Raw genomic sequence first — 22214 nt, forward strand, 5'->3', positions numbered from 1 at the left:
GATGGTGGTGCGGGTGCCAATGACAATGACACGGACTCTGCTTGGGTTGATGTACTGACGCCTTGGGCAGGTGAAGGCTATGGTGCACGTTTCTTACCGCGTATTGGAGAAATCGTAGTCATCGACTTCTTTGATGGCAATATTGACCGTCCATTTGTGGTGGGAAGAATTCATGAAGGCCAGCGTAGCCCGACCAAGTTTGATCAAGTAGGTAAGCTGCCAGACACCAAGAAACTGGCAGGAATTAAGTCTAAAGAGTATCAGGGCGAAGGTTTTAACCAACTACGCTTTGATGACACCACAGGACAGATCAGCGCCCAGTTGCAAAGTAGCCATGCTGTCAGCCAACTGAATCTAGGTAAACTCAGCCATCCCAAAGACAAGGCTGAAAGTGAAGACCGAGGTGAAGGTTTTGAGCTACGTACCGACCAATGGGGTGCAGTACGTGCAGGCGAGGGTCTTCTCGTTTCCACCTATAAACAGGATCAAGGTCAAGGTGAACATTTAGATACCGAAGAAACTCAGATACAACTAACAAGTAGTTTGAATAATGCCCAAGCTCTAAGTGAAGTTGCTAAGAACCAACAGACTGATGAAATTGAATCAGTTGAACAGTTAAAGGCATTCGCTGAGTACTTAGAAAAAAATGTAGCAAGTTTTAAAAAATCACTTTTATTACTCAATTCACCAGCAGGCATTGGCCTAAGCAGTAATGAGGACATTCATGTCTCTGCAGATGGGCAAATCAATCAATTCGCAGGTAACAGTATCAACCTGAGCACACAAAAAAACTTCATTGGTCATGCCTTGAACAAAGTCAGTTTATTTGCAATTCAGGGAAATTTTAATCTTGTGGCTGCACAGGGAAAGTTTAGTATTCAGGCCCAATCCAGCGCATTGGATGTATTGGCAAAACTTGGAGTTTGCATTGCGTCAACTGAAGATCGGATTGAAATTAGCAGCCCTAAAGAGGTGTTAATTACAGGAGCATCCTCACAAATTGCTTTAAATGGTTCGGGTATTTTTCCGAAAACTGGGGGGAAGTTTGAGAGCAAGGCAGGGCAGCATATGTTTATGGCGGGTGAGAGTGCAAATCAAATGGCCCAACTCCCACAGGCAAAACCATTAAAAGGTGCACTTGAACTTTTGAAAAGTTATGGTGGGCAAGACTTCTTTCAAGATACGAGCTTTAAAGTTTTGGATTCACTCGGTAAACAGGTGTTAGGAAGACTGGTTAAAAATGGATATGCAGTTGTAACTGGTATTGCACCCGGCCCTGCAAAAGTTGAGTTTGAACGAGATCTGCGAAGTGCTTGGGAAGAGAAAAGTCATTTTAGTGAGCGTGACTATACATGGTCAGATGAAATCATTAGTGGAATAAAGGCTCATGTACAGAATGCACTTGATGGCATAGGACAAAATATGATGTCGCAACTAAAAACTCAATTATTCTCAGGCCAGATCAGTAATCTCAAAGAAATGGGTAAACATGCATTACAGGATTTAGGTCAGCAGACCATCGCGCAATTTAAAGATCAGACGAGTCATTATGTTCTGAGTGCCATTTCATCTCAGCTTAATGCCAATTTATCCCTTGATCAGATCATGATGATGAAACAGATCGGAATAAACCCCAAAAGTTCCGTACAAGATGGATAAAAAACGAATTATCAAATTAAAAAAGCTCTATGACAAAGATGCGTCCGCATAAATAAAAGGTTTTAGTTTTATGACGACAAAAAATATTGAACAGATCAAAGAACAAAGACAATCTGTAGTTCAACTGGCTATTTTTAACTTAGAAAGTATTACAGATGTGGCGGATTTGCAAATGACTGCAAATCAAATCCAGCATTATTTAAATGTTTATGGAAATACCAGTCTTCAACAATTAAAAAGTGGTGCAAATATCCCAACAGTGGCAAATATTTTTGCTTTGACTGAGAGTATTTTAGGCTTATTGCACTATACAAGAGAAACAGAGAGTGGAGATGTAGGTGTTCAGCAAGTTGCAATACTTGGCGCAAACTTAATCGGTTTATTTGTGGAGCCTTATCATCAAGCGCATGTGCGTATGGCCTTACGTCCGATGCTTGGATTAATGGCGGATAGTTTATATCCTGAGAATGGCAAAATTACATCAGCACAAATTAAACGTTTGAGTTTGCACTTGAATGCCATGATTGCGGGGGATTTAGAAAAATTCTTGCATGAAACACAAATGAAGCTTCCTGAGTTGTTAGAGCAAGCCAGTATTTTAGCCACCACAATTTTACAAAGTTTTGTCACAGCCCCATCGGGAACGTCATTTGAAAAAAAGATTATAGCGACTGGCGTAAGTGCGGAAAAAAGAGACCCTAAGCTTAAATTTACGAATTGGGCAGTCCCTTTAATCCATTTATTAGAGGCCCCAACTCAAACGGACATAAGTACAAAAATCGAAACTCAAAAGGGTAGCTCGCTCATTCAGGGCGTAACACAAGCACTTACGACTTTAGATCGTGCTTTGCAACAACAAGCAAATGTAGATCAAAAATATACCTTGGCTTGGTTAATACAAGAATGTTTAAACACAATCCAAACTCAAAACAAAAAAACAAATGCGAGTGTACCTGCCAACCAAACTGGAGAACATGAACAACATACCAATGGGGATATTTTAGAGTTTTTAAGTTTACAGATAGATGCAATTAATGCACCTCCATGTTCAGGTACGGATTCGCAATCTGAAAATAGTATTCGTTACTCGATTGGAACGGAACAAATCCAAGATATTGATTTCTATTTAACTAAAATCGATTTTACTTTTAGTCGTCAATATAATTCACAACGAGATGGCTTAGATCTCGAGATGATAGGGGCACGATGGATAACCCCCTTTTCTTATGTGATTACACAAAATACGCAAGGTTATTTGTTTATTGATGCAATGGGGCGTAAACACCAACTCCCATCTTCAATTATAACGAGTCGCTATAGCATGCCTTTTGAGCGCTTTAGCATAGAGCCGTTGGAAGATGGAGACTTAATTTTAAACGTTGGTACAGACTGGGATCTTTATTTTCATAGTTTTAATCAAGGTAAAAGCTATCAATTGATTCAACAGTTGAATCAAAAAACAGAAGAACGTATTCAGTTCAATTATCTGTTGATTAATCAACTTGCATATTTACAGGCTGTAGATTTTCAATTTAAAAGAGCCAAGCAAACACTCAAGTTTGCTTTTAATGATCAAGTCAAAATTATAGCTATATTTGTAGATGAACAACCTGAACCTTTAGCTCGTTATGAATATGATATAAAAGGTAATTTAGTCAAGGCTTATGATCAAAATGGCTATTTCCGTCAGTATGAATATAATCATGCTCATCAACTAACACGTTATACGGATCGTACTGGACGTGGGCACAATATTCGTTATGACTCAACCGCTGCAACTGCAAGAGCCATTGAAGAGTGGGCAGATGATGGCAGTTTTCATACCACACTGAAATGGCATCCCCGTTTAAGGCAAGTCACTGTTTTTGATGCTTATGATACACCGACGTATTATTATTTTGACCTTCATGGTTTTACCTATCGTATCCGCTTAGCTGATGGGCGGGAATCGTGGTATTCCCGAGATAAGCAAAAACGGATTACCCGACAGATCGATTTTGAAGGACGTGAAACTCAGCAGGAATATAATGATCTTGGTCAACTGGCAAAGATTATACAGCCAAATGGTGGTGTGATTCGTTTTGCTTACGATGTGCAAGGGCATCTAAGCGAAATTAAAGACCCAGAAGGAAATATTTGGAAGCGTGAATATGATACGCAAGGTAATTTGAGCAAAGAAATTAATCCACAAGGGCTGGTGACTCAATATAAATACAATAACGATAACCAACTGATAGAACTAACCGATGCCATAGGTGGAACAAAAAAATTTAAATATAACGATTTAGGACAAATATTGTCTTATACAGACTGCTCAGGGAAAAGTAGTCATTGGGACTATGATGAAACAAGTCAGCTCAAATCACAACTGTCAGCTGAAGAGCAACGTATTGAATATCAATATAGTACACAGGGTAAAGATAAGGGGCAGTTGCAAACGATCGTTTACCCTGATGGGTTGAACGAGCATTTTGAACATGATGAAGAAGGTCGCCTACTTAAACATACTGATACCAAGGGATTAATCACACGATATCAATATAATGCTGTGGGGCTGCTTGAACGTCGGGTTGATGCTAATCATCATCAGATACGTTACCAATGGGATAAAAAAGGGCGTATTCACAGGCTTTTCAATCAAAATCAAGCGGTGTACCAGTTTGACTATAATCATTATGGTCAGCTTATTCGTGAACAAGCGTTTGATGGTGAAGAAAAACATTTTATCTATAATGAAAATGGACAACTTTTCCAGATTCAGCAATCGAATATTCAGACGCAGTTTTATTATCATGCAGATGGACACATTGCATCTAAAGATTATATTGATCTGGAAACAAGGCAACCTTATACAGAGACTTTTGAATACAATTTAAATCAGCAGTTGAGTAAAGTAAGTAATGGTCTCAGCCAAATTGATCTTTATTATGATGCTTTAGGGCAATTGGTCAGAGAACATCAACATTATAAAATACCAGATCATCCAGCATTAACAGCAGTCTTGCGTTATGAATATGATGAATTGGGACATTTAATCAAAACGATTCGACCCGATGGGCAAATTCAAACCCATTTAAATTATGGGGCTGGGCATGTTTATGGGATCGCCTTTAATAAACAGGAAATGGTGGCTTTTCAGCGAGATGGTCTTCATCGAGAACGTGTGCGTTTACTCGCCAATGGGTTAATTCAAACCAAGCAATATAATCAGGTTGGATTACTTTGTTCACAGCGTATTGATACTGAGCAAGACTCAGACTCTTTCAATCCACTTTCTACAGCCAAATATCACGCTGAGCGCCATTATCAATATGATAAAAATTATCTAATTACAGAAATAGATGATAGCCGATTGGGAAAATTTAACTATCAGTATGATCCTGTTGGTCGTTTAATAACGAGTTTAAGTCCTTTTAATAGTGAGCGCTTTAATTTTGACCCAGCAGGTAATTTGATCGAGTCTGGTCAAACCCAAGTCAATAATAATCTGATCAGACAATACCAAGGGAGATATTATCAATATGACGCCAGAGGAAATTTGATCGAACTACAACAAAAAGGGAAGTCACTCAAATTGACATGGGATCACTTGAATCGATTAATCCAGAGTGACCATAATGGGAAAATTACTGAATATGGCTATGATGTCTTTGGTCGTCGTCTATTTAAGAAAAACCAAAACAGCCTGACTTTATTTGGTTGGGAGGGCGATATGATGACTTGGGAGGCAGAGCAGAATTTCGAAACAGGGAAAAGCTATACCAAACATTATGTCTATGAACCCAATAGTTTTACGCCCTTATTTCAAACTGGTTACTCAAATTTTATCCGTTTGGTTGAAACACCTGATTACAAGCGTTATCAGACCGAGGCTTATTCCATTGCAAAAGATCCACTCTGGAAAAATGATACGAGAATCAATAGAGCCGAACTGGAACGAGTTGTTTTTTATCATTGTGATCAGGTTGGCACACCGCAATGTTTAACAAATGAGCGTGGAGAGGCTGTTTGGGAAATTACCCTGAATACTTGGGGCAAGACACTCAATGTAAAAGCGTTTCATCCAGATAATCCATTTGAACATACTCATCTGAGATTCCAAGGTCAGTATTTTGACCAGGAAACAGGCTTACATTACAACCGGCATCGCTATTATGAGCCATTCAGTGCTCGTTATATTAGTAAAGACCCGTTGGGTCTAGAAGGTGGAATCCATACCTCAGCTTATGTCCGTGATCCAAATCAATGGGTTGACCCAATGGGGTTGATGGCAGAGAAAAATAAGAATGCGAATCAGTCAAAATATGAGCGTTACTCTCAAGATTTTAACCGTAGGAATGCACCGATTGTAGAGCGCCAGCGCAATACCAATGAGCAAGCCAAAGTTGCACGCGGTATGGGGCGCAATGATTTCCCTGTCATGAATAATAAACCGACGCCAAGTCCTGGTTTATTGGGGAATCTATTTCCGAATACCATGAGTGCTTTTGCGAAAGACCCTGCATTACGCAGAGATTTAAGAAATCAGGGTGCGATTAATAATACTGTTTTAGGTGCTGCTGTCGTTGCGGGATATGGACCTTATGTTGTGGCTGGGGCGGCAACAGGCGGAGGAGCGGTTGCTGCACCGATTGCGCGGAAAGCTGCACCTTATTTTGGTAATGGTGCCACATTGCCTAGTGCAGGTTTGTCAGCAGGGACCATAGGTAAAGCCGCAGGAGTTTCAGCTTTGGTTGGAGGGGGAGTGGATGTTGGAATACAAGGTCTTAGTTGCCAATGTGTAACCGATATAAATCTAGTCCGTACGGGCGGTGTAGCTGCAACCAGTGCAGTTACGGGAGCTTGGGGAGCAAGTACATCAGCGGCGGCAGGTTTTGGTCAAGTGGGTTGGAGTAGCATTGCATTAAACGCTCCTAAAGCAGGAAGTTTTATTAAAAACAATGCATCTGGTTTTCTTATATTTGCCAATGAGCAGGTAATAGGTCAAGCGAGTTCACGTGCAGTGAAAGCAGCAACTGCCCCTAAAGACGAACAAAGTAAGAAATAAGGTGAAATGATGTTAACGATTTTAGTTGAAATAATGATGAGTGTATTTATAGCCAATTTTAAAGCTTCAGAGCATCCAATTATTAATGTTGTTGCCCGTGGTTTTTTAATTATGCTTGCGATTCTTGTTGTAGGATTATTCCCTTTAATTAAAGATGGAAAAGAATTTTCAATAGTTTTTAGCCTCATGGTCAGTTTTCTCATAGGTTTTATTGTTAGTTTTCTTATATTTTTAATCGAATTTTTCTTTAAATATGGAGAAAGAAAAAAATAAAATATTAATGATTTTAGCTGAAATGATGATGAGTGTATTTATAGCTAATTTTAAGGCTTCAGAACATCCAATTATTAGCGCGGTTGCGCGTGGCATTTTAATTATGGTAACAATTTTTTTATGGGATTATTTTCTACTTTTTTTAATGGTAATGAATTTTCATTAAAATTTGCCTTAATAGTTAGTTTTGTTTTAGGCCTGGTGGGTTCTATTATTTTGTTTTTAATAGATATTTTTTAACTATGTCGACAGGAGAAAATAAAATTCTAACTATTCTAGTTGAAATAATTATGAGTGTATTTATAGCCAATTTTAAGGCTTCTGAACATCCAATTATTAATGTAGTGGTAAGGGGTGTGGTAATAGGAGTAACAGTTTTATGTATAATTTTTTTCTCCGATTTTATTGAAGGTAAGAAAAGTTCATTCTTATTAGGTTTTATGATTAGCTTTATTGGCGGGTTTGTAATAAGTCTGTTAGTGTTTTTTGTTGAGATTTTTTGTGAATTAATATGGGGGAGAGATAAGTAAATTATGCTAACAGAGATTGCAGAGTTTTTTGTTAAATTTTTTGTAGGTTTGTTTTCTATTAGTTCTTCTGATTCTAGTGAGTATCCTAAGGTTATAGAGTTTACAAAGGGTTTAATTATAGGTCTAAGTGCTGCTGTTTTATCCACTATTAAATATCTGCTTAATGGTGGAATAAAGCAAGATATGTACTCAATTATTTTCTTTGGATACTTATTTTGTTTAGGGGTTGGAATTGTTTTGGGTATATTTTTTATTGTTGTTAATTACCCCTATAAAAAGAAGTAAATAATGGTTTTTAGTGAGAAAGTTAATTTTAAAATATAAAATTAATTTTCAGTAGTATTAAGGTTGTTGGCCTAATTGCAATAATCTGTTGAAGCTATAAATTCTTGATTTGAACTAAACAAGTGGCGGCAACCAGTGCGGTTACAGGGGCATGGGGGGCGAGTACATCAGCTGTAGCAGGTTTTGGTCAAGTGGGTTGGAGTAGCATTGCATTAAACGCTCCTAAAGCAGGAAGTTTTATCAAAAACAATGCATCAGGTTTTTTTATATTTGCCAATGAACAGGTAATAGGTCAAGCGAGTTCACGTGCAGTGAAAGCAGCAACTGCCCCTAAAGACGAACAAAGTAAGAAATAAGGTGAAAATATGTTAACCATTCTAGTTGAAATAATGATGAGTGTTTTTATAGCCAATTTTAAAGCCTCTGAGCACCCCTATATAAATATTATTGCTCGGGGTTTTATAATCATGGTTGTTGGATTTTGTATAGGGGTGTTTTCTTGTGTACTGGAGGGCAATGAAATTCCTTATATTTGGGGGCTTAAGATGAGTTTTATAGTTGGTTTTATTGTTAGCTTTTTAATTTATTTTATAGAAATATTTTTTAATTATATTGATGGAAAAAAATAAAATGTTAGCCATACTGGTTGAAATAATTATGAGTGTATTTATAGCCAATTTTAAGGCTTCTGAACATCCAATTATTAATGTAGTGGTAAGGGGGGGTATAATTGCTATTGTGATGTTTTCCTTAATGATCTTTTCAGATTTTTCGAATAATAAAGAAAGTTCAATTGGATTAGCCCTTAGTATAAGTATTGTAGGTGGTATAGTAATTAGCATTTTAGCGCTCATAATTGAGATTTTCTTTAACTACTAGATAGAAGTAAGTAGAAAGACTCTGTTGTGTTAACGATTTTAGTTGAAATAATGATGAGTGTGTTTATAGCCAATTTTCAGGCTTCTGAACATCCAATTATTAGCGCGGTTGCGCGTGGCATTTTAATTAAGATTTCTATTTTTTTATAGGTTCTTTCTCTTTTGTAATAAAAGGAGAAAGTGTTCCAGTTTTTTGGGGTTTAATTGTTAGTTTTTTTTGTGGGATAGCTTGTAGTTTTACACTTTTGTTAATAGAGGTTTTTGGTAATTATATAGATAGAAAAAATAAAATGTTAACGATTTTAGTTGAAATAATGATGAGTGTATTTATAGCTAATTTTAAGGCTTCTGAACACCCTATAATAAATATAGTGGTAAGAGGAATTTTAATTATGATAACAATTTTTTTCTTGGATTGTTTTCTTCCCTTGTAAATGGGCGAGAAATTTCAGTCGGATTCACATTGATGGTTGGTTTTGTAGGAGGGCTAGTTATTAGTATTTTAGTGTTTTTAATTGAATTTATCTGTGATTATATATGGGGTAAGGAGAAATAAATTATGTTAACAATTCTTGCAGAGGTAATTGTTGCATTTTTTGTTTCTAATTATAAGTCAGAAGAATATCCATATTTAACTAGTTTTGTTAAAGGAATGGTCATTGGCTTTTTTGCATTTGTCATTGGCAATATTTTAGATTTAATCAAAGGTAATCTAATGAGTTTTCCTCAGCAAGTTTTGTTTTTTTTACTTTCATTTGGATTAGGTTTAATAATGTTTCTATTTTTTTCACTTTTCAGATGGTTAGAGAGAACAGATTTTGGTAAAAAATAAAGAATTATAATTTTTAATAAATAAGTTTTATAGAAATAATTAAATTATAACCGATATCAATCTAGTTCGTACGGGCGGTGTGGCTGCAACCAGTGCGGTTACAGGGGCATGGGGGCGAGTACATCAGCTGCAGCAGGTTTTGGTCAAGTGGGTTGGAGTAGCATTGCATTAAACGCTCCTAAAGCAGGAAGTTTTATTAAAAACAATGCATCTGGATTTCTTATATTTGCCAATGAACAGGTAATAGGTCAAGCAAGTTCACGTGCGGTGAAAGCAGCAACTGCCCCTAAAGACGAACAAAGTAAGAAATAAGGTGAAATAAAATTATAATCATTCTAGTTGAAATGATTATGAGTGTATTTATAGCCAATTTTAAAGCTTCATAACCCCCTTGTGAGCATAGCTGGATGGCTACACCAGTTTTTTAGTTTCTAAACGTATTCTTTTTCCATGATTTAGATTTTTGGAAAAAATTAGGTAGAGTGTTTTTAGAAAAAATCTATGAGAAAATTTGATTAGGTAACTTTGATATGGACGATGTTTCATCTAGTAAGAAAAAATTAAAATTTAAAGTGTATGTGATGTGTGGTTGGCCGCTTATCTTGGTCCTCATTGGTGGAGCCGTTGGAGGTGGCTTAGGAGGAATCGCTTATCTACTTAACTTAAAACTATATAACTCTAATTTATCAAATATCGTTAAAATAATTTTGAATATATTAGTTGGGTCCACAGCTATTTTTTTGTGGTCTGTTATAAGAGCATATATTCAATCAAGTTTTTGAAATTAGATAATTATTTTGAAAGATTTTTTATGTATATAGTAGGAGGACTGAAGAATGTTCTTTATCTCAAGTTATACAAAAATTTGCCTATTTTCAGAAATAAGCTGAATAAAGATAAGACTTTTCTTGAGGTCATTAATATTGTTCATGATGCAAGCAACATCATTAAATATCATCCCGATAAGTTAATAGATTGCCGATGCTGATCAGACTCACATCATAAAATCATAAAATCATAAAATCATAAAAGCTAAAATAGATTGTATGTTTTTAAGGACAAAACGGAATGCTTTGTATGTTATTTGGCCTAAATTGTTTATTTGTATAGGCTTGTATATACAATTATTCTAAATTCAATATACTATGACTTATAGTATTTAGTATGAGTTTTAGCCAATGTCAAGAGCGACAAAGCAAAACGATTTAGATTTGTCCTTAGAAGAAGATAGTCCTGTTCCTTTGTATTTGCGTGTGAAACAAATGATTTCACAAAAAATCTATGAAGGAACATGGACGGTCAATAAAAAGATTCCTTCAGAAAGTGAATTGGTCAATTTACTCGGCTGTAGCCGTATGACCGTGAATCGTGCCTTGCGCGAGCTGACCAGTGAAGGTCTGTTGGTACGTATCCAAGGTGTTGGTTCTTTTGTTGCCGAAGGACAAGGGCGTACTGCTTTATTTCATGTCAATAATATTGCCGAAGAAATCATTGCCCGAAATCATAAGCACCATGCCGAAGTCTTGGTACTGGAACAGATTCAGGCCAATGCGGAACAAAGCATGTTGATGCAGATTAGAGAAGGACAAAAGCTCTTTCACTCGATCATTGTGCATTATGAAAATGATGTGCCCGTACAGATTGAAGATCGACTGGTCGATCCGATGTTGATTCCAGATTACTTGGCACAAGATTTTAAAAGTATTACACCCAATGCATATTTAATGTCAAAAGCACCTGTGACCGAAGGCGAACATGTGGTGACAGCAATTTTGGCTTCCGCACAAGAATGCAAATGGCTGAAAATCAATAAGACTGAACCATGTCTATTGATTCGTCGTCGCACTTGGTCGAATAAACAACTTATTTCTAGTGCGCGATTGATCTATCCAGGTAGCCGTTATTATCTGGAAGGTAAATTTACTCAATGATTCAACACTTAGGCGCAGCTGATTATCAGCAGATGCTGTGGAAGAATGGCGCAGGTTATACCATTGAGCTTGCCCGAAGTGACGGTGATAGTCTGGATGCGTTTGATTGGCGTATTTCCATGGCGGATGTCAAAACTTCGGGTGATTTTTCCAAGTTTAATGGCATGCAGCGTATCCTCACGGTATTGGAAGGTGCTGGCATCATACTGAATATTGACGATGATACTGAACATCTGAAAACCTTACAGTCCGCACAATTTAGCGGGGATAGCACGACCAGTTGTGAACTCAGCAATGGGCCGATTCGGGACTTTAATCTGATTTATAATCCTGAAAAATGGAATTCTCGCTATCAATGGCTGTGTGAGACGACTATTACTGAAATTTTCAGTACAGCCGATCTGATTTTTATTTTTAATCACAGTCAAGAACCATTAGAAATTGAAGTAGAGCAACAGATTTTCTGTTTAGCCCAGCATGAAAGTCTTCAAATTCAGCAGCCAAAATCATTGAAAAAACTGGTTTTAAAATCACAACGTTTACAGCAAGCTTGTCTAATCGAACTTACAAAAAATTAAGTTTTTTACATTTTCTTAAAACACATACAACCTCAGGTTGTATGTGTTTTTTATTGCAAAAATAAAAATAAGTCTATTTATTTCATAAGCTTGTAAATTATTTTCATAAAAGCATTGAAAAGCATCTTTTCAAGATAAAAGTTTTGTGTAGTATATAGATGTATATACAAGTTAATACATTGCTATACAGTAAAGCAGGTTAATTTGCTGATTCAAACTCAATGGAAGGAGTCCGATTGTGACAACAACGACAACAAAATTTCGTGATGTAGAAATTCGCGCACCACGTGGTACAAAGCTCAATGCAAAAAGCTGGTTAACAGAAGCGCCTTTACGCATGCTGATGAACAATCTTGACCCTGATGTTGCAGAAAATCCAAAAGAGCTTGTTGTTTACGGTGGTATCGGTCGTGCTGCACGTAACTGGGAATGTTTTGACAAGATCGTTGAAACACTTAAAAATTTAGAAACAGATGAAACCTTGTTGGTTCAATCAGGTAAGCCTGTTGGCGTATTCAAAACGCATAAAGATGCACCGCGTGTTTTGATTGCGAACTCGAATCTTGTACCACATTGGGGAACTTGGGAGCATTTCAATGAATTGGATGCCAAAGGTCTTGCAATGTATGGTCAGATGACAGCGGGTTCTTGGATTTATATTGGTAGCCAAGGCATTGTACAAGGCACATATGAAACTTTTGTAGAAGCAGGTCGTCAACATTATAACGGTGATTTAACAGGTCGTTGGGTGTTGACTGCTGGTTTAGGTGGTATGGGTGGTGCACAACCTTTAGCTGCAACACTTGCAGGTGCATGTTCACTTAATATCGAATGCCAACAGACCAGTATTGATTTCCGTTTACGTACTCGTTATGTCGATGAGCAAGCAACTGATTTAGATGATGCTTTGGCGCGAATTGAAAAATACACTAAAGAAGGCAAAGCAGTTTCGATTGCACTGCATGGCAATGCCGCTGAAATTTTACCTGAGTTAGTTCGTCGCGGTGTACACCCAGATATGGTGACCGACCAAACCAGCGCACATGATCCGTTAAATGGTTATTTACCAATTGGCTGGACATGGGAAGAGTACCGTCAGCGCGCTAAAACTGAGCCAGAAGCGGTGGTCAAAGCGGCTAAACAATCAATGGCGCAGCACGTTCAAGCGATGTTGGATTTCCAGAAAATGGGTGTTCCAACTTTTGATTATGGCAACAACATCCGTCAAATGGCACAAGACGAAGGCGTAAAAAATGCCTTTGATTTCCCAGGCTTCGTTCCTGCTTATATCCGTCCATTGTTCTGCCGCGGTATTGGTCCATTCCGTTGGGCGGCACTTTCAGGTGATCCAGAAGATATCTATAAGACAGATGCCAAAGTAAAAGAACTCATTCCAGATGATGAACATTTACATCGCTGGTTAGATATGGCGCGTGAACGTATCAGCTTCCAAGGTTTACCAGCACGTATTTGCTGGGTGGGCTTAGGCTTACGTGCAAAATTGGGCTTGGCATTCAATGAAATGGTGCGTAGCGGTGAACTTTCAGCACCGATCGTGATTGGTCGTGACCATTTGGATTCAGGTTCAGTATCGAGTCCAAACCGTGAAACAGAATCAATGAAAGATGGTTCAGATGCTGTATCTGACTGGCCGTTATTAAATGCCTTGCTCAATACGGCAGGCGGTGCGACTTGGGTGTCATTGCATCACGGCGGTGGTGTAGGTATGGGCTTTTCGCAACATTCAGGCGTGGTCATCGTGTGTGATGGCACCGATGAAGCAGCAGCACGTATTGCACGTGTACTGACCAATGACCCTGCAACAGGGGTGATGCGTCATGCCGATGCAGGTTATGACATTGCGATTGATTGTGCCAAAGAGCAAGGCTTGAACTTGCCAATGATCACACAATAAACAGACAAGGACATTACGATGCTTTTTGCAATTGTGCATCCAGCATCGTAAGCGAACAATAGAGTGCAAAACAGGACGCCAATAATGGAACTTTTAATTCAAGCCGGCAAACTCACCTTAGCAGACCTCCGTAAAGCCTATTTCAATCCAATTAAAGTCAAGTTGGACGACAGTGCTTCAGCAGGAATCGATGCCAGCGTTGCTTGTGTGGAACAAATCGTCAATGAAGGTCGTACCGCATATGGTATCAATACCGGTTTTGGCTTACTCGCTTCGACTAAAATTGCACCAGAAGACTTAGAACAATTACAACGTTCTTTAGTACTTTCACATGCAGCTGGTGTAGGCGAGCCATTGGATGATGCCATGGTGCGTTTGATCATGTTGCTAAAAGCAAATAGCTTGGCACGTGGCTTTTCGGGGATTCGCCGCAAAGTGATTGATGCATTGTTGGCTTTGATCAATGCAGAAGTGTATCCACATATTCCATTGAAAGGCTCTGTTGGTGCTTCGGGTGACTTGGCGCCGCTTGCACACATGTCTTTGGTGTTAATTGGTGAAAGTAAAGCACGCTATAAGGGTGAATGGTTACCTGCGGTTGAAGCACTCAAAATTGCAGGTTTAGAGCCGATTTCTTTGGCGGCAAAAGAAGGCTTGGCACTGCTGAATGGCACACAGGCATCCACTGCTTATGCATTACGTGGTTTATTCGAAGCTGAAGATTTATTTGCCGCAGCAACTGTCTGTGGTGGTTTAAGCGTTGAAGCAATGCTGGGTTCACGTGCACCATTCGATGCACGTATCCATGAAGTGCGCGGTCAACGTGGTCAAATTGATGTGGCTGCTGCCTATCGTGACTTATTGACTGAATCGAGTGAAATTTCTCATTCACATGAAGATTGCAGTAAGGTTCAAGACCCGTACTCACTTCGTTGCCAACCTCAAGTCATGGGTGCTTGCTTGACTCAAATTCGTCAAGCTGCAGAAGTATTGGAAATTGAATCAAATGCGGTATCTGATAACCCATTGGTCTTTGCTGCTGAAGGTGATGTGATCTCAGGCGGTAATTTCCATGCAGAGCCTGTGGCAATGGCTGCCGATAACCTTGCATTGGCAATTGCAGAAATTGGTTCACTGTCTGAACGTCGTATTTCGATGATGATGGACCGTCATATGTCACAATTGCCGCCATTCTTGGTTGCCAATGGTGGAGTCAACTCTGGCTTCATGATTGCTCAAGTAACAGCCGCTGCGTTAGCAAGTGACAATAAAGCACTTGCACATCCTGCCAGTGTTGATAGTTTACCGACTTCTGCAAATCAGGAAGACCATGTTTCCATGGCACCGAATGCAGGCAAACGTTTGTGGTATATGGCTGATAACGTTCGCGGCATTCTTGCAGTTGAGTGGTTAGGTGCATGTCAGGGACTTGATTTCCGTGAAGGATTGAAGAGTTCTCCAAAACTTGAGCGTGCGCGTAAAGTGTTACGTGATCAAGTGCCTTATTACAGTGAAGATCGTTTCTTTGCACCCGATATCGAGCAGGCGAGTGAATTGCTTGCAAGTGGTTGTTTGAACGAACTACTCATTCCAAAGCTATTACCAAGTTTGTCAGAAGTGTGATCAATAAATCGGTCACATGGAGTGGCCGAATCTAACTAAATTTCCTCAAGGATTGGAGATTATAATGTCACAACACTCCACATTACAGCGGGGCTTAAACACCCGCCATATTCGTTTTTTGGCATTGGGTTCAGCCATTGGGACAGGACTCTTTTACGGTTCAGCAACAGCCATCAAAATGGCTGGTCCATCCGTATTACTTGCTTATATCGTTGCAGGGATTGCAGTCTATATCGTCATGCGTGCATTGGGTGAAATGGCGGTACGCAATCCAGTTTCGGGTTCATTCAGCCATTATGCCTCTCAATATATTGGCCCACTCGCGGGTTTTACCACGGGATGGACCTACGTTTTTGAAATGATTATCGTAGCCTTGGCTGATGTCACTGCCTTCGGGATCTATATGGGCTTCTGGTATCCCGATGTCCCTCGTTGGATCTGGATTTTGTCACTGATCATGTTTCTCGGGGCAATTAACCTGATTCATGTCAAAGTCTTTGGTGAACTTGAATTCTGGCTTTCGATTGTCAAAGTCACTGCCATTGTTGCCATGATTATCGGCGGTTTAGGTTTGATGTTCTATGGTTTTAACGCTGATCATACTGGCTTTACCACAGGTGTCCAAAATTTATGGATTCATGATGGCTTTATGCCAAACGGGATTGCTGGATTAATTGCAAGTTTAGCCGTTGTTGTGTTTGCCTTTGGTGGAATTGAGATCATTGGTATCACGGCAGGTGAGTCAAAAGACCCGAAAACGTCGATTCCTAAAGCGATTAATGCTGTACCTGTACGTATCTTGTTGTTCTATGTTTTGACGATTTTCGTATTGATGTCGATTTTCCCGTGGAACCAAATTGGTAGCCAAGGTAGTCCATTTGTACAAATTTTTGAAAATCTCGGAATTGGATCAGCTGCAACAATTCTGAATATCGTCGTAATTACCGCCGCAGTGTCTGCCATCAACAGTGATGTATTTGGTGCAGGACGGATGTTGTATGGTATGTCGAATCGCAAACAAGCACCGCAGATATTCCAAAAGGTCTCTAAAAACGGGGTGCCTTGGATGACTGTTGTGGTGATGGCTGGTGTATTGCTGGTTGGCGTACTACTGAACTACCTGATTCCTGAAAATGTATTCATCATCATTGCTTCGATTGCAACATTTGCAACAGTTTGGGTGTGGTTGATGATTTTACTTTCTCAAGTTGCAATGCGTCGCAAGTTGTCGAAAGAAGAAATTAAAGCTTTGGATTTCCCAGTGATTGGTTGGCCATATGCTCCAGCATTTGCAATTGCGTTCTTAGTCTTTATTTTGGGGATGATGGCATATTTCCCAAATACCAGACCTGCAATTTATGTCGGGGCAGGCTGGTTAATCTTACTTTGGATTGCTTATAACATTTGGGTAAAACCTAAGCAAAATACAGTCAAAGAAAATCAGACCTTGCAACAAAATATCGAAATGGAAAGCTAATGATCAAACTGCTCAGGTGTTGATTATGCCTGAGCAGCGAGAGGAGTTTTAAATGAAAAAGCTTTGGAAAAACTGTCATATCGCCACCATGCAAAATGGACAATATTCCAGTATTGAAGATGCTGCAATGGTCACTTCAGGGCAGCATATCCACTGGATTGGAACATTTGAAGATCTTCCTGCCGATGCTTATTCCGAAACCATCGATTTGAATGGCGCATGGGTCACACCGGGGCTAATTGATTGTCATACCCATAGTGTATTTGGTGGCAACCGTAGTGTTGAGTTTGAAAAACGCTTGCAAGGTGTTAGCTATGCTGAAATTGCAGCAAGTGGCGGTGGTATTGCGAGTACCGTTCGTGCAACCCGTGAAGCGAGTGAACAAGAGTTGCTTGCATCGGCTTTGAAACGAGTTCGCTGCCTGCTTAAAGATGGTGTAACCACCATTGAGATTAAGTCAGGTTACGGTCTGGACTATGTCAATGAGCGGAAAATGCTGCGTGTGATTCGTCAGATTGCAGAAACTTTACCGATGACGGTTCGCAGTACTTGTTTGGCAGCGCACGCTTTGCCACCTGAGTATAAAGATCAAAGCGATGCCTATATTGAGCATATCTGTAATGAGATGCTGCCTAAACTCCATCAAGAAGGGCTCGTCGATGCAGTCGATGCATTCTGTGAATATTTGGCCTTTTCTCCTGCACAAGTTGAACGCCTATTTAAAACGGCTCAGTCTTTAAATTTACCGATCAAACTGCATGCGGAGCAGCTTTCTTCACTCGGTGGCTCTAGCTTGGCCGCACGGTATCAGGCTTTATCGGCAGATCATTTAGAGTTTATGACTGAGGATGATGTGAAGGCAATGGCTGCGGCTGGAACGGTAGCAGTGTTATTACCTGGCGCATTCTATTTCTTGAGAGAAACCAAATATCCACCTTTAGAAAGCTTGCATCAACATGGCGTACGCATTGCGCTATCCAGTGACTTAAATCCAGGCACCTCACCAGCCTTATCTTTACGCTTAATGATGAATATGGGCAGTACCTTGTTCCGTTTAACCCCAGAGCAAACTCTAGCGGGCGTAACCACGCATGCGGCATATGCATTGGGTTTACAAGAGACGCACGGCACTTTAGAGACTGGTAAAGTTGCAGACTTTATTGCGTGGGATATTGAGCATCCATCCGAGATCGTTTACTGGTTGGGGGGAGATTTACCAAAGCGGATTATTCAGCATGGCAATGAAATCTCAATCTAGTTTTAGGCTTATTTTAAAAGAGTTTGCAGGATGAATCATTCATTTACATGGCAAGGACGTAAAGATGGTGAGGGTGCTGAACACTTAAGGATTCACCAACTCGTCAATACCACGCCAAGAGCTGATTATGCCTTGATTGGCTTTAGCTCGGATGAGGGCGTTAAACGCAACAAAGGGCGGTTGGGTGCAGCAGATGCACCTGATAGTATTCGTGCGCAGTTAGCCAATTTACCTGTACATCAAGCTGTCACGATTGCAGATATTGGAACCGTAGTATGTGACGGTTCACAACTGGAACAAGCACAGGCTGAATTGGCAGAGCAGGTTGAAAGAAGTTTAAAGCAGGGTATGAAGCCGATTGTGTTAGGCGGTGGTCATGAAGTGGCTTTTGGCAGCTTCTCTGGCTTGTTTCAATATCTGCAGAACAATGAACCAAATAAAAAAATTGGCATCATCAATTTTGATGCACATTTTGACCTGCGTGAAGCGGAACAGGTGACCTCTGGTACACCATTTCTGAATGCAGCCAAACTGTCTGAACAGCATCAGCAAGAATTTCATTATTTGTGTATTGGTGTGGCGAAACATTCAAATACCAAGGTTTTATTTGAAACCGCAGATCGGTTGAATTGTACTTATATTTACGATCATGAGTTACAGCAACAAAATGTTGAAACTTTAATCGAAAAGTTGGTAGCTTTTATCGGAAAAGTTGACTATTTGTATATTACAGTTGATCTTGATGTATTTAGTGCTAGCATTGCGCCAGGTGTAAGCGCACCTGCGGTTAAAGGGATTGATTTATCCGTCTTTGACCCATTACTAGAGGCCATTAAGGAAACCGGAAAGATTAAAGTTTTTGATGTGGCGGAATGTAATCCACGGTTTGATTTGGATAGTAGAACTGCCAAATTAGCCGCTTATATAATTTTTAACTACATATTTGATTGATGGATCATGTGAATTCATCAAAAGGTTAAAACATGTCTAATTTATCTTATGTCTCTCAAAATGACGGTCCATGGGCAACTTATCTTGAACAGATCGAGCGTGTTGCTCCATATCTAGATGGTTTAGAAGACTATGTGGACACATTGAAGCGCCCAAAACGTGCTTTGATTGTCGACGTGCCAATTGTTATGGACGATGGCACAATTCGTCATTTTGAAGGTTATCGTGTACAACACAACTTGTCACGTGGTCCGGGTAAAGGCGGTATTCGCTATCACCCAGATGTAGATTTAAATGAAGTAATGGCTCTTTCAGCATGGATGACAATTAAAACTGCGGTGGTAAATTTACCATTCGGCGGTGCAAAAGGTGGCATCCGTGTTGACCCGCGTCAACTTTCACCACGTGAATTAGAGCGTTTAACACGTCGTTATACCAGTGAAATCAGCCATATCATTGGCCCTCAAAAAGATATCCCTGCTCCAGATGTGGGTACTAATCCAAACGTCATGGGTTGGATCATGGATACTTATTCATCGGGTCAAGGTCATACGGTGACGGGTGTTGTAACGGGTAAACCGGTACACTTAGGTGGTTCTCTTGGTCGTATTAAAGCGACAGGTCGTGGTGTATTTATCACGGGTCAACAAGTGGCTGAAAAAATCAAATTACCTTTAGACGGCGCGAAAATTGCGGTTCAAGGTTTTGGTAACGTTGGTAGCGAAGCAGCTTACTTATTTGCTGACTCGAAATCGATCATTGTGACGATTCAAGATCACACTGGTACGATTTTCAACCCTGAAGGGATCGATCTTGCTGCGTTAAAAACTCACATGCAAACTCACCAAGGTGTGGGTGGCTTTGAGGGTGCACAAGCGATCAGTGATGAAGAGTTCTGGAATGTAGAGATGGATATTTTGATCCCTGCTGCATTGGAAAGCCAAATCACAGTTGAACGTGCTCAAAAACTAACTGCGAAGTTAGTGCTTGAAGGTGCGAACGGCCCAACATTCCCAGAAGCGGACGATGTTTTGGTTCAACGTGGTATTACAGTTGTGCCTGACGTGATCTGTAATGCAGGTGGTGTAACCGTATCTTACTTTGAATGGGTTCAAGATATGTCGAGCTACTTCTGGTCTGAAGAAGAAATTAACGAAAGACTGGACAAATTGATGATTCAAGCCATCAATGATGTATGGCATAAATCAAGTGAGAAAGAATGTACCTTACGTACCGCTGCCTTCATTTTAGGCTGTGAGCGTATCTTAAAAGCGCGTAAAGAGCGTGGTATTTTCCCAGGTTAATACTGGCTGGATATCATCACAGCGACCTTAAGGTGTAAACTTTAAGGTCGTTTTTTTATTGCTAAATCAATCCAGAAAGAAATCTTTTTGTAGCTGGGTATTGCCGCTAACACAGGCATATTGAGTGAAATCAGTGATCCCGATCCGTGCCAACGCTTGTTCATCAGTTAAGCTCTGTCCCGTCAGTTCACCTTTGACCGTACTATAAATCGCAAAAGCCGCGTCAGCCATGATCTCAGATTTACGACTCAATTGACGCGTATTTTCTTCACCTAGGTTTTTCGAAACTGCTGCTGTGGCGATGTAGGTTTCAGGCCACAGGGTATTACAAGAAATACCATAGTGACGGAACTCTTCTGCCATACCCAAAGTCAAAATGGTCATGCCATATTTAGACAATGCATAAGGCGAGAGCATACCTAACCATTTCGGTGACATATTCACAGGTGGTGATAGACTCAAAATATGCGGATGCTCTGCTTGTTTGAGATAAGGTAAAGCAGCCTGCGCACAAATAAAAGTGGCACGGTGATTAATGCTTTGAATCAGGTCATATTGTTTTAATGAAGTGGCTTCGACAGCAGTGAGTGCAATCGCACCCGCATTATTAATCAAGATATCAATACCACCAAAGTTCTTGGCTGCTTGTTGCATAGCAGCATGAATCTGCTGTTCATCTCGTACATCTAACAGTAAGGGAAGTGCTTTGCCACCAGCAGCTTCAATCTCTTCGGCGACGCTATAAATCGTGCCTGTTAATTTGGCTGTTTCCACTTCAGTTTTTGCTGCAATGACCACATTTGCCCCAGCTTGTGCAGCTTTTAGTGCAATGGCTCGGCCAATTCCTCGGCTGCCGCCCGTAATAAAAATGGTTTTTCCTTGCATATTACTCATGTCGATGTCCTATATTTAATTTTTATCAATATGTCGTTAAATCATAAATGGGTGAGCGAATTTTTCTGGATTGTATAGCTGTCGTTGTTTGGCAATTTCTACAATGCGATGGCGCAACTGACGTTTGATCACGGCATAGGTTAGGCGATGCTTTTGTGACATCTCTTCGGCAAACCTAAATACTTCAGTATTTAAAGTTTCAGCGGGATGAATCTGATGCACTACTTGTGCATCTAAACACTCGAGGCCAGTCATAGATTTACCTGTTAAGGACATCTCCCAAATCGCATGCTGATTTGGAAGAAGTTGCACAATTTCTGCAATACAGTCGGTAAAGGGAATGGTCAGTTTGACTTCAGGAAAGCAAAAACGTCCTTTGTCTGCGCGCATTAAGCGGAAGTCACATGCAGATGCCAAGATTGCACCACCTGCATAAGCATTGCCATTAATTTCCGCAATGACAGGGAGGTTAAGCAAGGCCAAGCGTAGCAGCATATTTTCCAGTTCTAAGGTGAAGGCTTTTTTATCTTGCATGGATTGCTGCATTAACCAAGCGAGGTCTAAGCCATTGCAAAATGTTTTAGGATGGTCGCTTCGAATCACCAGACAGGCGTTATGCGAATCACGCTCAATTTCATCAAAGATCTCGATATATTCATTCAGCACATCTTGGTTTAAGACATTGTCCTGATCGCCATTGGTTAAGGTGAGAACATAAATAGACTGTTGCTGATCAAGCGTCATGGTGGTCATTGAAGCGCTTCCTGATTGTGCGTTAG

Annotated in this window: 21 protein-coding genes; 19 read left to right on the top strand and 2 right to left on the bottom strand. The window is 40.0% G+C overall.

Features of this window, described 5'->3' with window-relative positions:
* The 19 genes from F957_RS19825 to F957_RS19730 form a co-directional block, all read left to right on the top strand.
* Positions 1 to 1659: DUF2345 domain-containing protein (locus tag F957_RS19825; protein WP_016660080.1), on the top strand; the 1659-nt coding region annotated here is incomplete at its 5' end.
* A gap of 70 nt (positions 1660 to 1729) precedes the next feature.
* Positions 1730 to 6706 (top strand): RHS repeat-associated core domain-containing protein, encoded by a 4977-nt coding sequence (locus F957_RS19820; protein WP_016542099.1) that lies wholly within the window; start codon positions 1730 to 1732, stop codon positions 6704 to 6706.
* 9 nt (positions 6707 to 6715) lie between these two features.
* Positions 6716 to 6979, top strand: a complete 264-nt coding sequence (locus F957_RS19815) for a hypothetical protein (protein WP_016542100.1) — start codon at positions 6716 to 6718, stop codon at positions 6977 to 6979.
* A gap of 242 nt (positions 6980 to 7221) precedes the next feature.
* A complete protein-coding gene (locus F957_RS19805) occupies positions 7222 to 7509 on the top strand; it encodes a hypothetical protein (RefSeq protein ID WP_016660081.1) in 288 nt (95 codons plus the stop codon).
* A 3-nt stretch (positions 7510 to 7512) separates the two neighbouring features.
* Positions 7513 to 7794, top strand: coding sequence for a hypothetical protein (locus tag F957_RS19800; RefSeq protein ID WP_016660082.1), 282 nt, complete (start codon positions 7513 to 7515; stop codon positions 7792 to 7794).
* A gap of 122 nt (positions 7795 to 7916) precedes the next feature.
* Positions 7917 to 8150: a hypothetical protein gene (locus F957_RS19795; RefSeq protein ID WP_016542103.1), complete on the top strand. Its 234-nt coding sequence runs from the start codon at positions 7917 to 7919 to the stop codon at positions 8148 to 8150.
* A gap of 9 nt (positions 8151 to 8159) precedes the next feature.
* A complete protein-coding gene (locus F957_RS19790) occupies positions 8160 to 8423 on the top strand; it encodes a hypothetical protein (protein ID WP_016660083.1) in 264 nt (87 codons plus the stop codon).
* Between the two features lies 1 nt (position 8424).
* On the top strand, positions 8425 to 8673 hold the full coding sequence (locus F957_RS19785; RefSeq protein WP_016660084.1) for a hypothetical protein: 249 nt from the start codon (positions 8425 to 8427) through the stop codon (positions 8671 to 8673).
* Between the two features lie 558 nt (positions 8674 to 9231).
* A complete protein-coding gene (locus F957_RS19780) occupies positions 9232 to 9504 on the top strand; it encodes a hypothetical protein (protein ID WP_016542105.1) in 273 nt (90 codons plus the stop codon).
* A gap of 108 nt (positions 9505 to 9612) precedes the next feature.
* Positions 9613 to 9816 (top strand): hypothetical protein, encoded by a 204-nt coding sequence (locus F957_RS19775; RefSeq protein WP_016542106.1) that lies wholly within the window; start codon positions 9613 to 9615, stop codon positions 9814 to 9816.
* 218 nt (positions 9817 to 10034) lie between these two features.
* Positions 10035 to 10286 (top strand): hypothetical protein, encoded by a 252-nt coding sequence (locus F957_RS19770; protein WP_016660085.1) that lies wholly within the window; start codon positions 10035 to 10037, stop codon positions 10284 to 10286.
* Positions 10287 to 10682: 396 nt separating this feature from the next.
* Positions 10683 to 11435: a histidine utilization repressor gene (hutC, locus tag F957_RS19765; RefSeq protein WP_004654214.1), complete on the top strand. Its 753-nt coding sequence runs from the start codon at positions 10683 to 10685 to the stop codon at positions 11433 to 11435.
* Positions 11432 to 12013, top strand: a complete 582-nt coding sequence (locus F957_RS19760) for a HutD/Ves family protein (protein ID WP_016542107.1) — start codon at positions 11432 to 11434, stop codon at positions 12011 to 12013. Before hutC ends, F957_RS19760 begins: the two co-directional genes overlap by 4 nt.
* Positions 12014 to 12251: 238 nt before the next feature.
* Positions 12252 to 13928, top strand: coding sequence for a urocanate hydratase (gene hutU, locus F957_RS19755; protein WP_016542108.1), 1677 nt, complete (start codon positions 12252 to 12254; stop codon positions 13926 to 13928).
* Positions 13929 to 14012: 84 nt separating this feature from the next.
* Positions 14013 to 15551, top strand: coding sequence for a histidine ammonia-lyase (gene hutH / locus F957_RS19750; protein ID WP_016542109.1), 1539 nt, complete (start codon positions 14013 to 14015; stop codon positions 15549 to 15551).
* A 64-nt stretch (positions 15552 to 15615) separates the two neighbouring features.
* On the top strand, positions 15616 to 17028 hold the full coding sequence (locus F957_RS19745) for an amino acid permease (protein WP_016542110.1): 1413 nt from the start codon (positions 15616 to 15618) through the stop codon (positions 17026 to 17028).
* Positions 17029 to 17080: 52 nt separating this feature from the next.
* A complete protein-coding gene (gene hutI / locus F957_RS19740) occupies positions 17081 to 18286 on the top strand; it encodes an imidazolonepropionase (protein WP_016542111.1) in 1206 nt (401 codons plus the stop codon).
* A 30-nt stretch (positions 18287 to 18316) separates the two neighbouring features.
* Positions 18317 to 19237 carry a formimidoylglutamase gene (gene hutG / locus F957_RS19735; RefSeq protein ID WP_016542112.1) on the top strand — a complete coding sequence of 307 codons (921 nt, stop codon included), beginning with the start codon at positions 18317 to 18319 and terminating at the stop codon, positions 19235 to 19237.
* A 32-nt stretch (positions 19238 to 19269) separates the two neighbouring features.
* Complete coding sequence (locus tag F957_RS19730) at positions 19270 to 20541, top strand: Glu/Leu/Phe/Val family dehydrogenase (protein WP_016542113.1); 1272 nt, start codon at positions 19270 to 19272, stop codon at positions 20539 to 20541.
* Between the two features lie 66 nt (positions 20542 to 20607).
* On the opposite strand, the gene F957_RS19725 is transcribed toward F957_RS19730, so the two are convergent.
* On the bottom strand, positions 20608 to 21435 hold the full coding sequence (locus F957_RS19725; protein WP_016542114.1) for an SDR family oxidoreductase: 828 nt from the start codon (positions 21433 to 21435) through the stop codon (positions 20608 to 20610).
* A 36-nt stretch (positions 21436 to 21471) separates the two neighbouring features.
* A complete protein-coding gene (locus F957_RS19720; protein WP_016542115.1) occupies positions 21472 to 22188 on the bottom strand; it encodes an enoyl-CoA hydratase/isomerase family protein in 717 nt (238 codons plus the stop codon).
* Positions 22189 to 22214: the final 26 nt, after the last annotated feature.

Source organism: Acinetobacter gyllenbergii CIP 110306 = MTCC 11365 (assembly GCF_000413855.1).
Taxonomy (GTDB): domain Bacteria; phylum Pseudomonadota; class Gammaproteobacteria; order Pseudomonadales; family Moraxellaceae; genus Acinetobacter; species Acinetobacter gyllenbergii.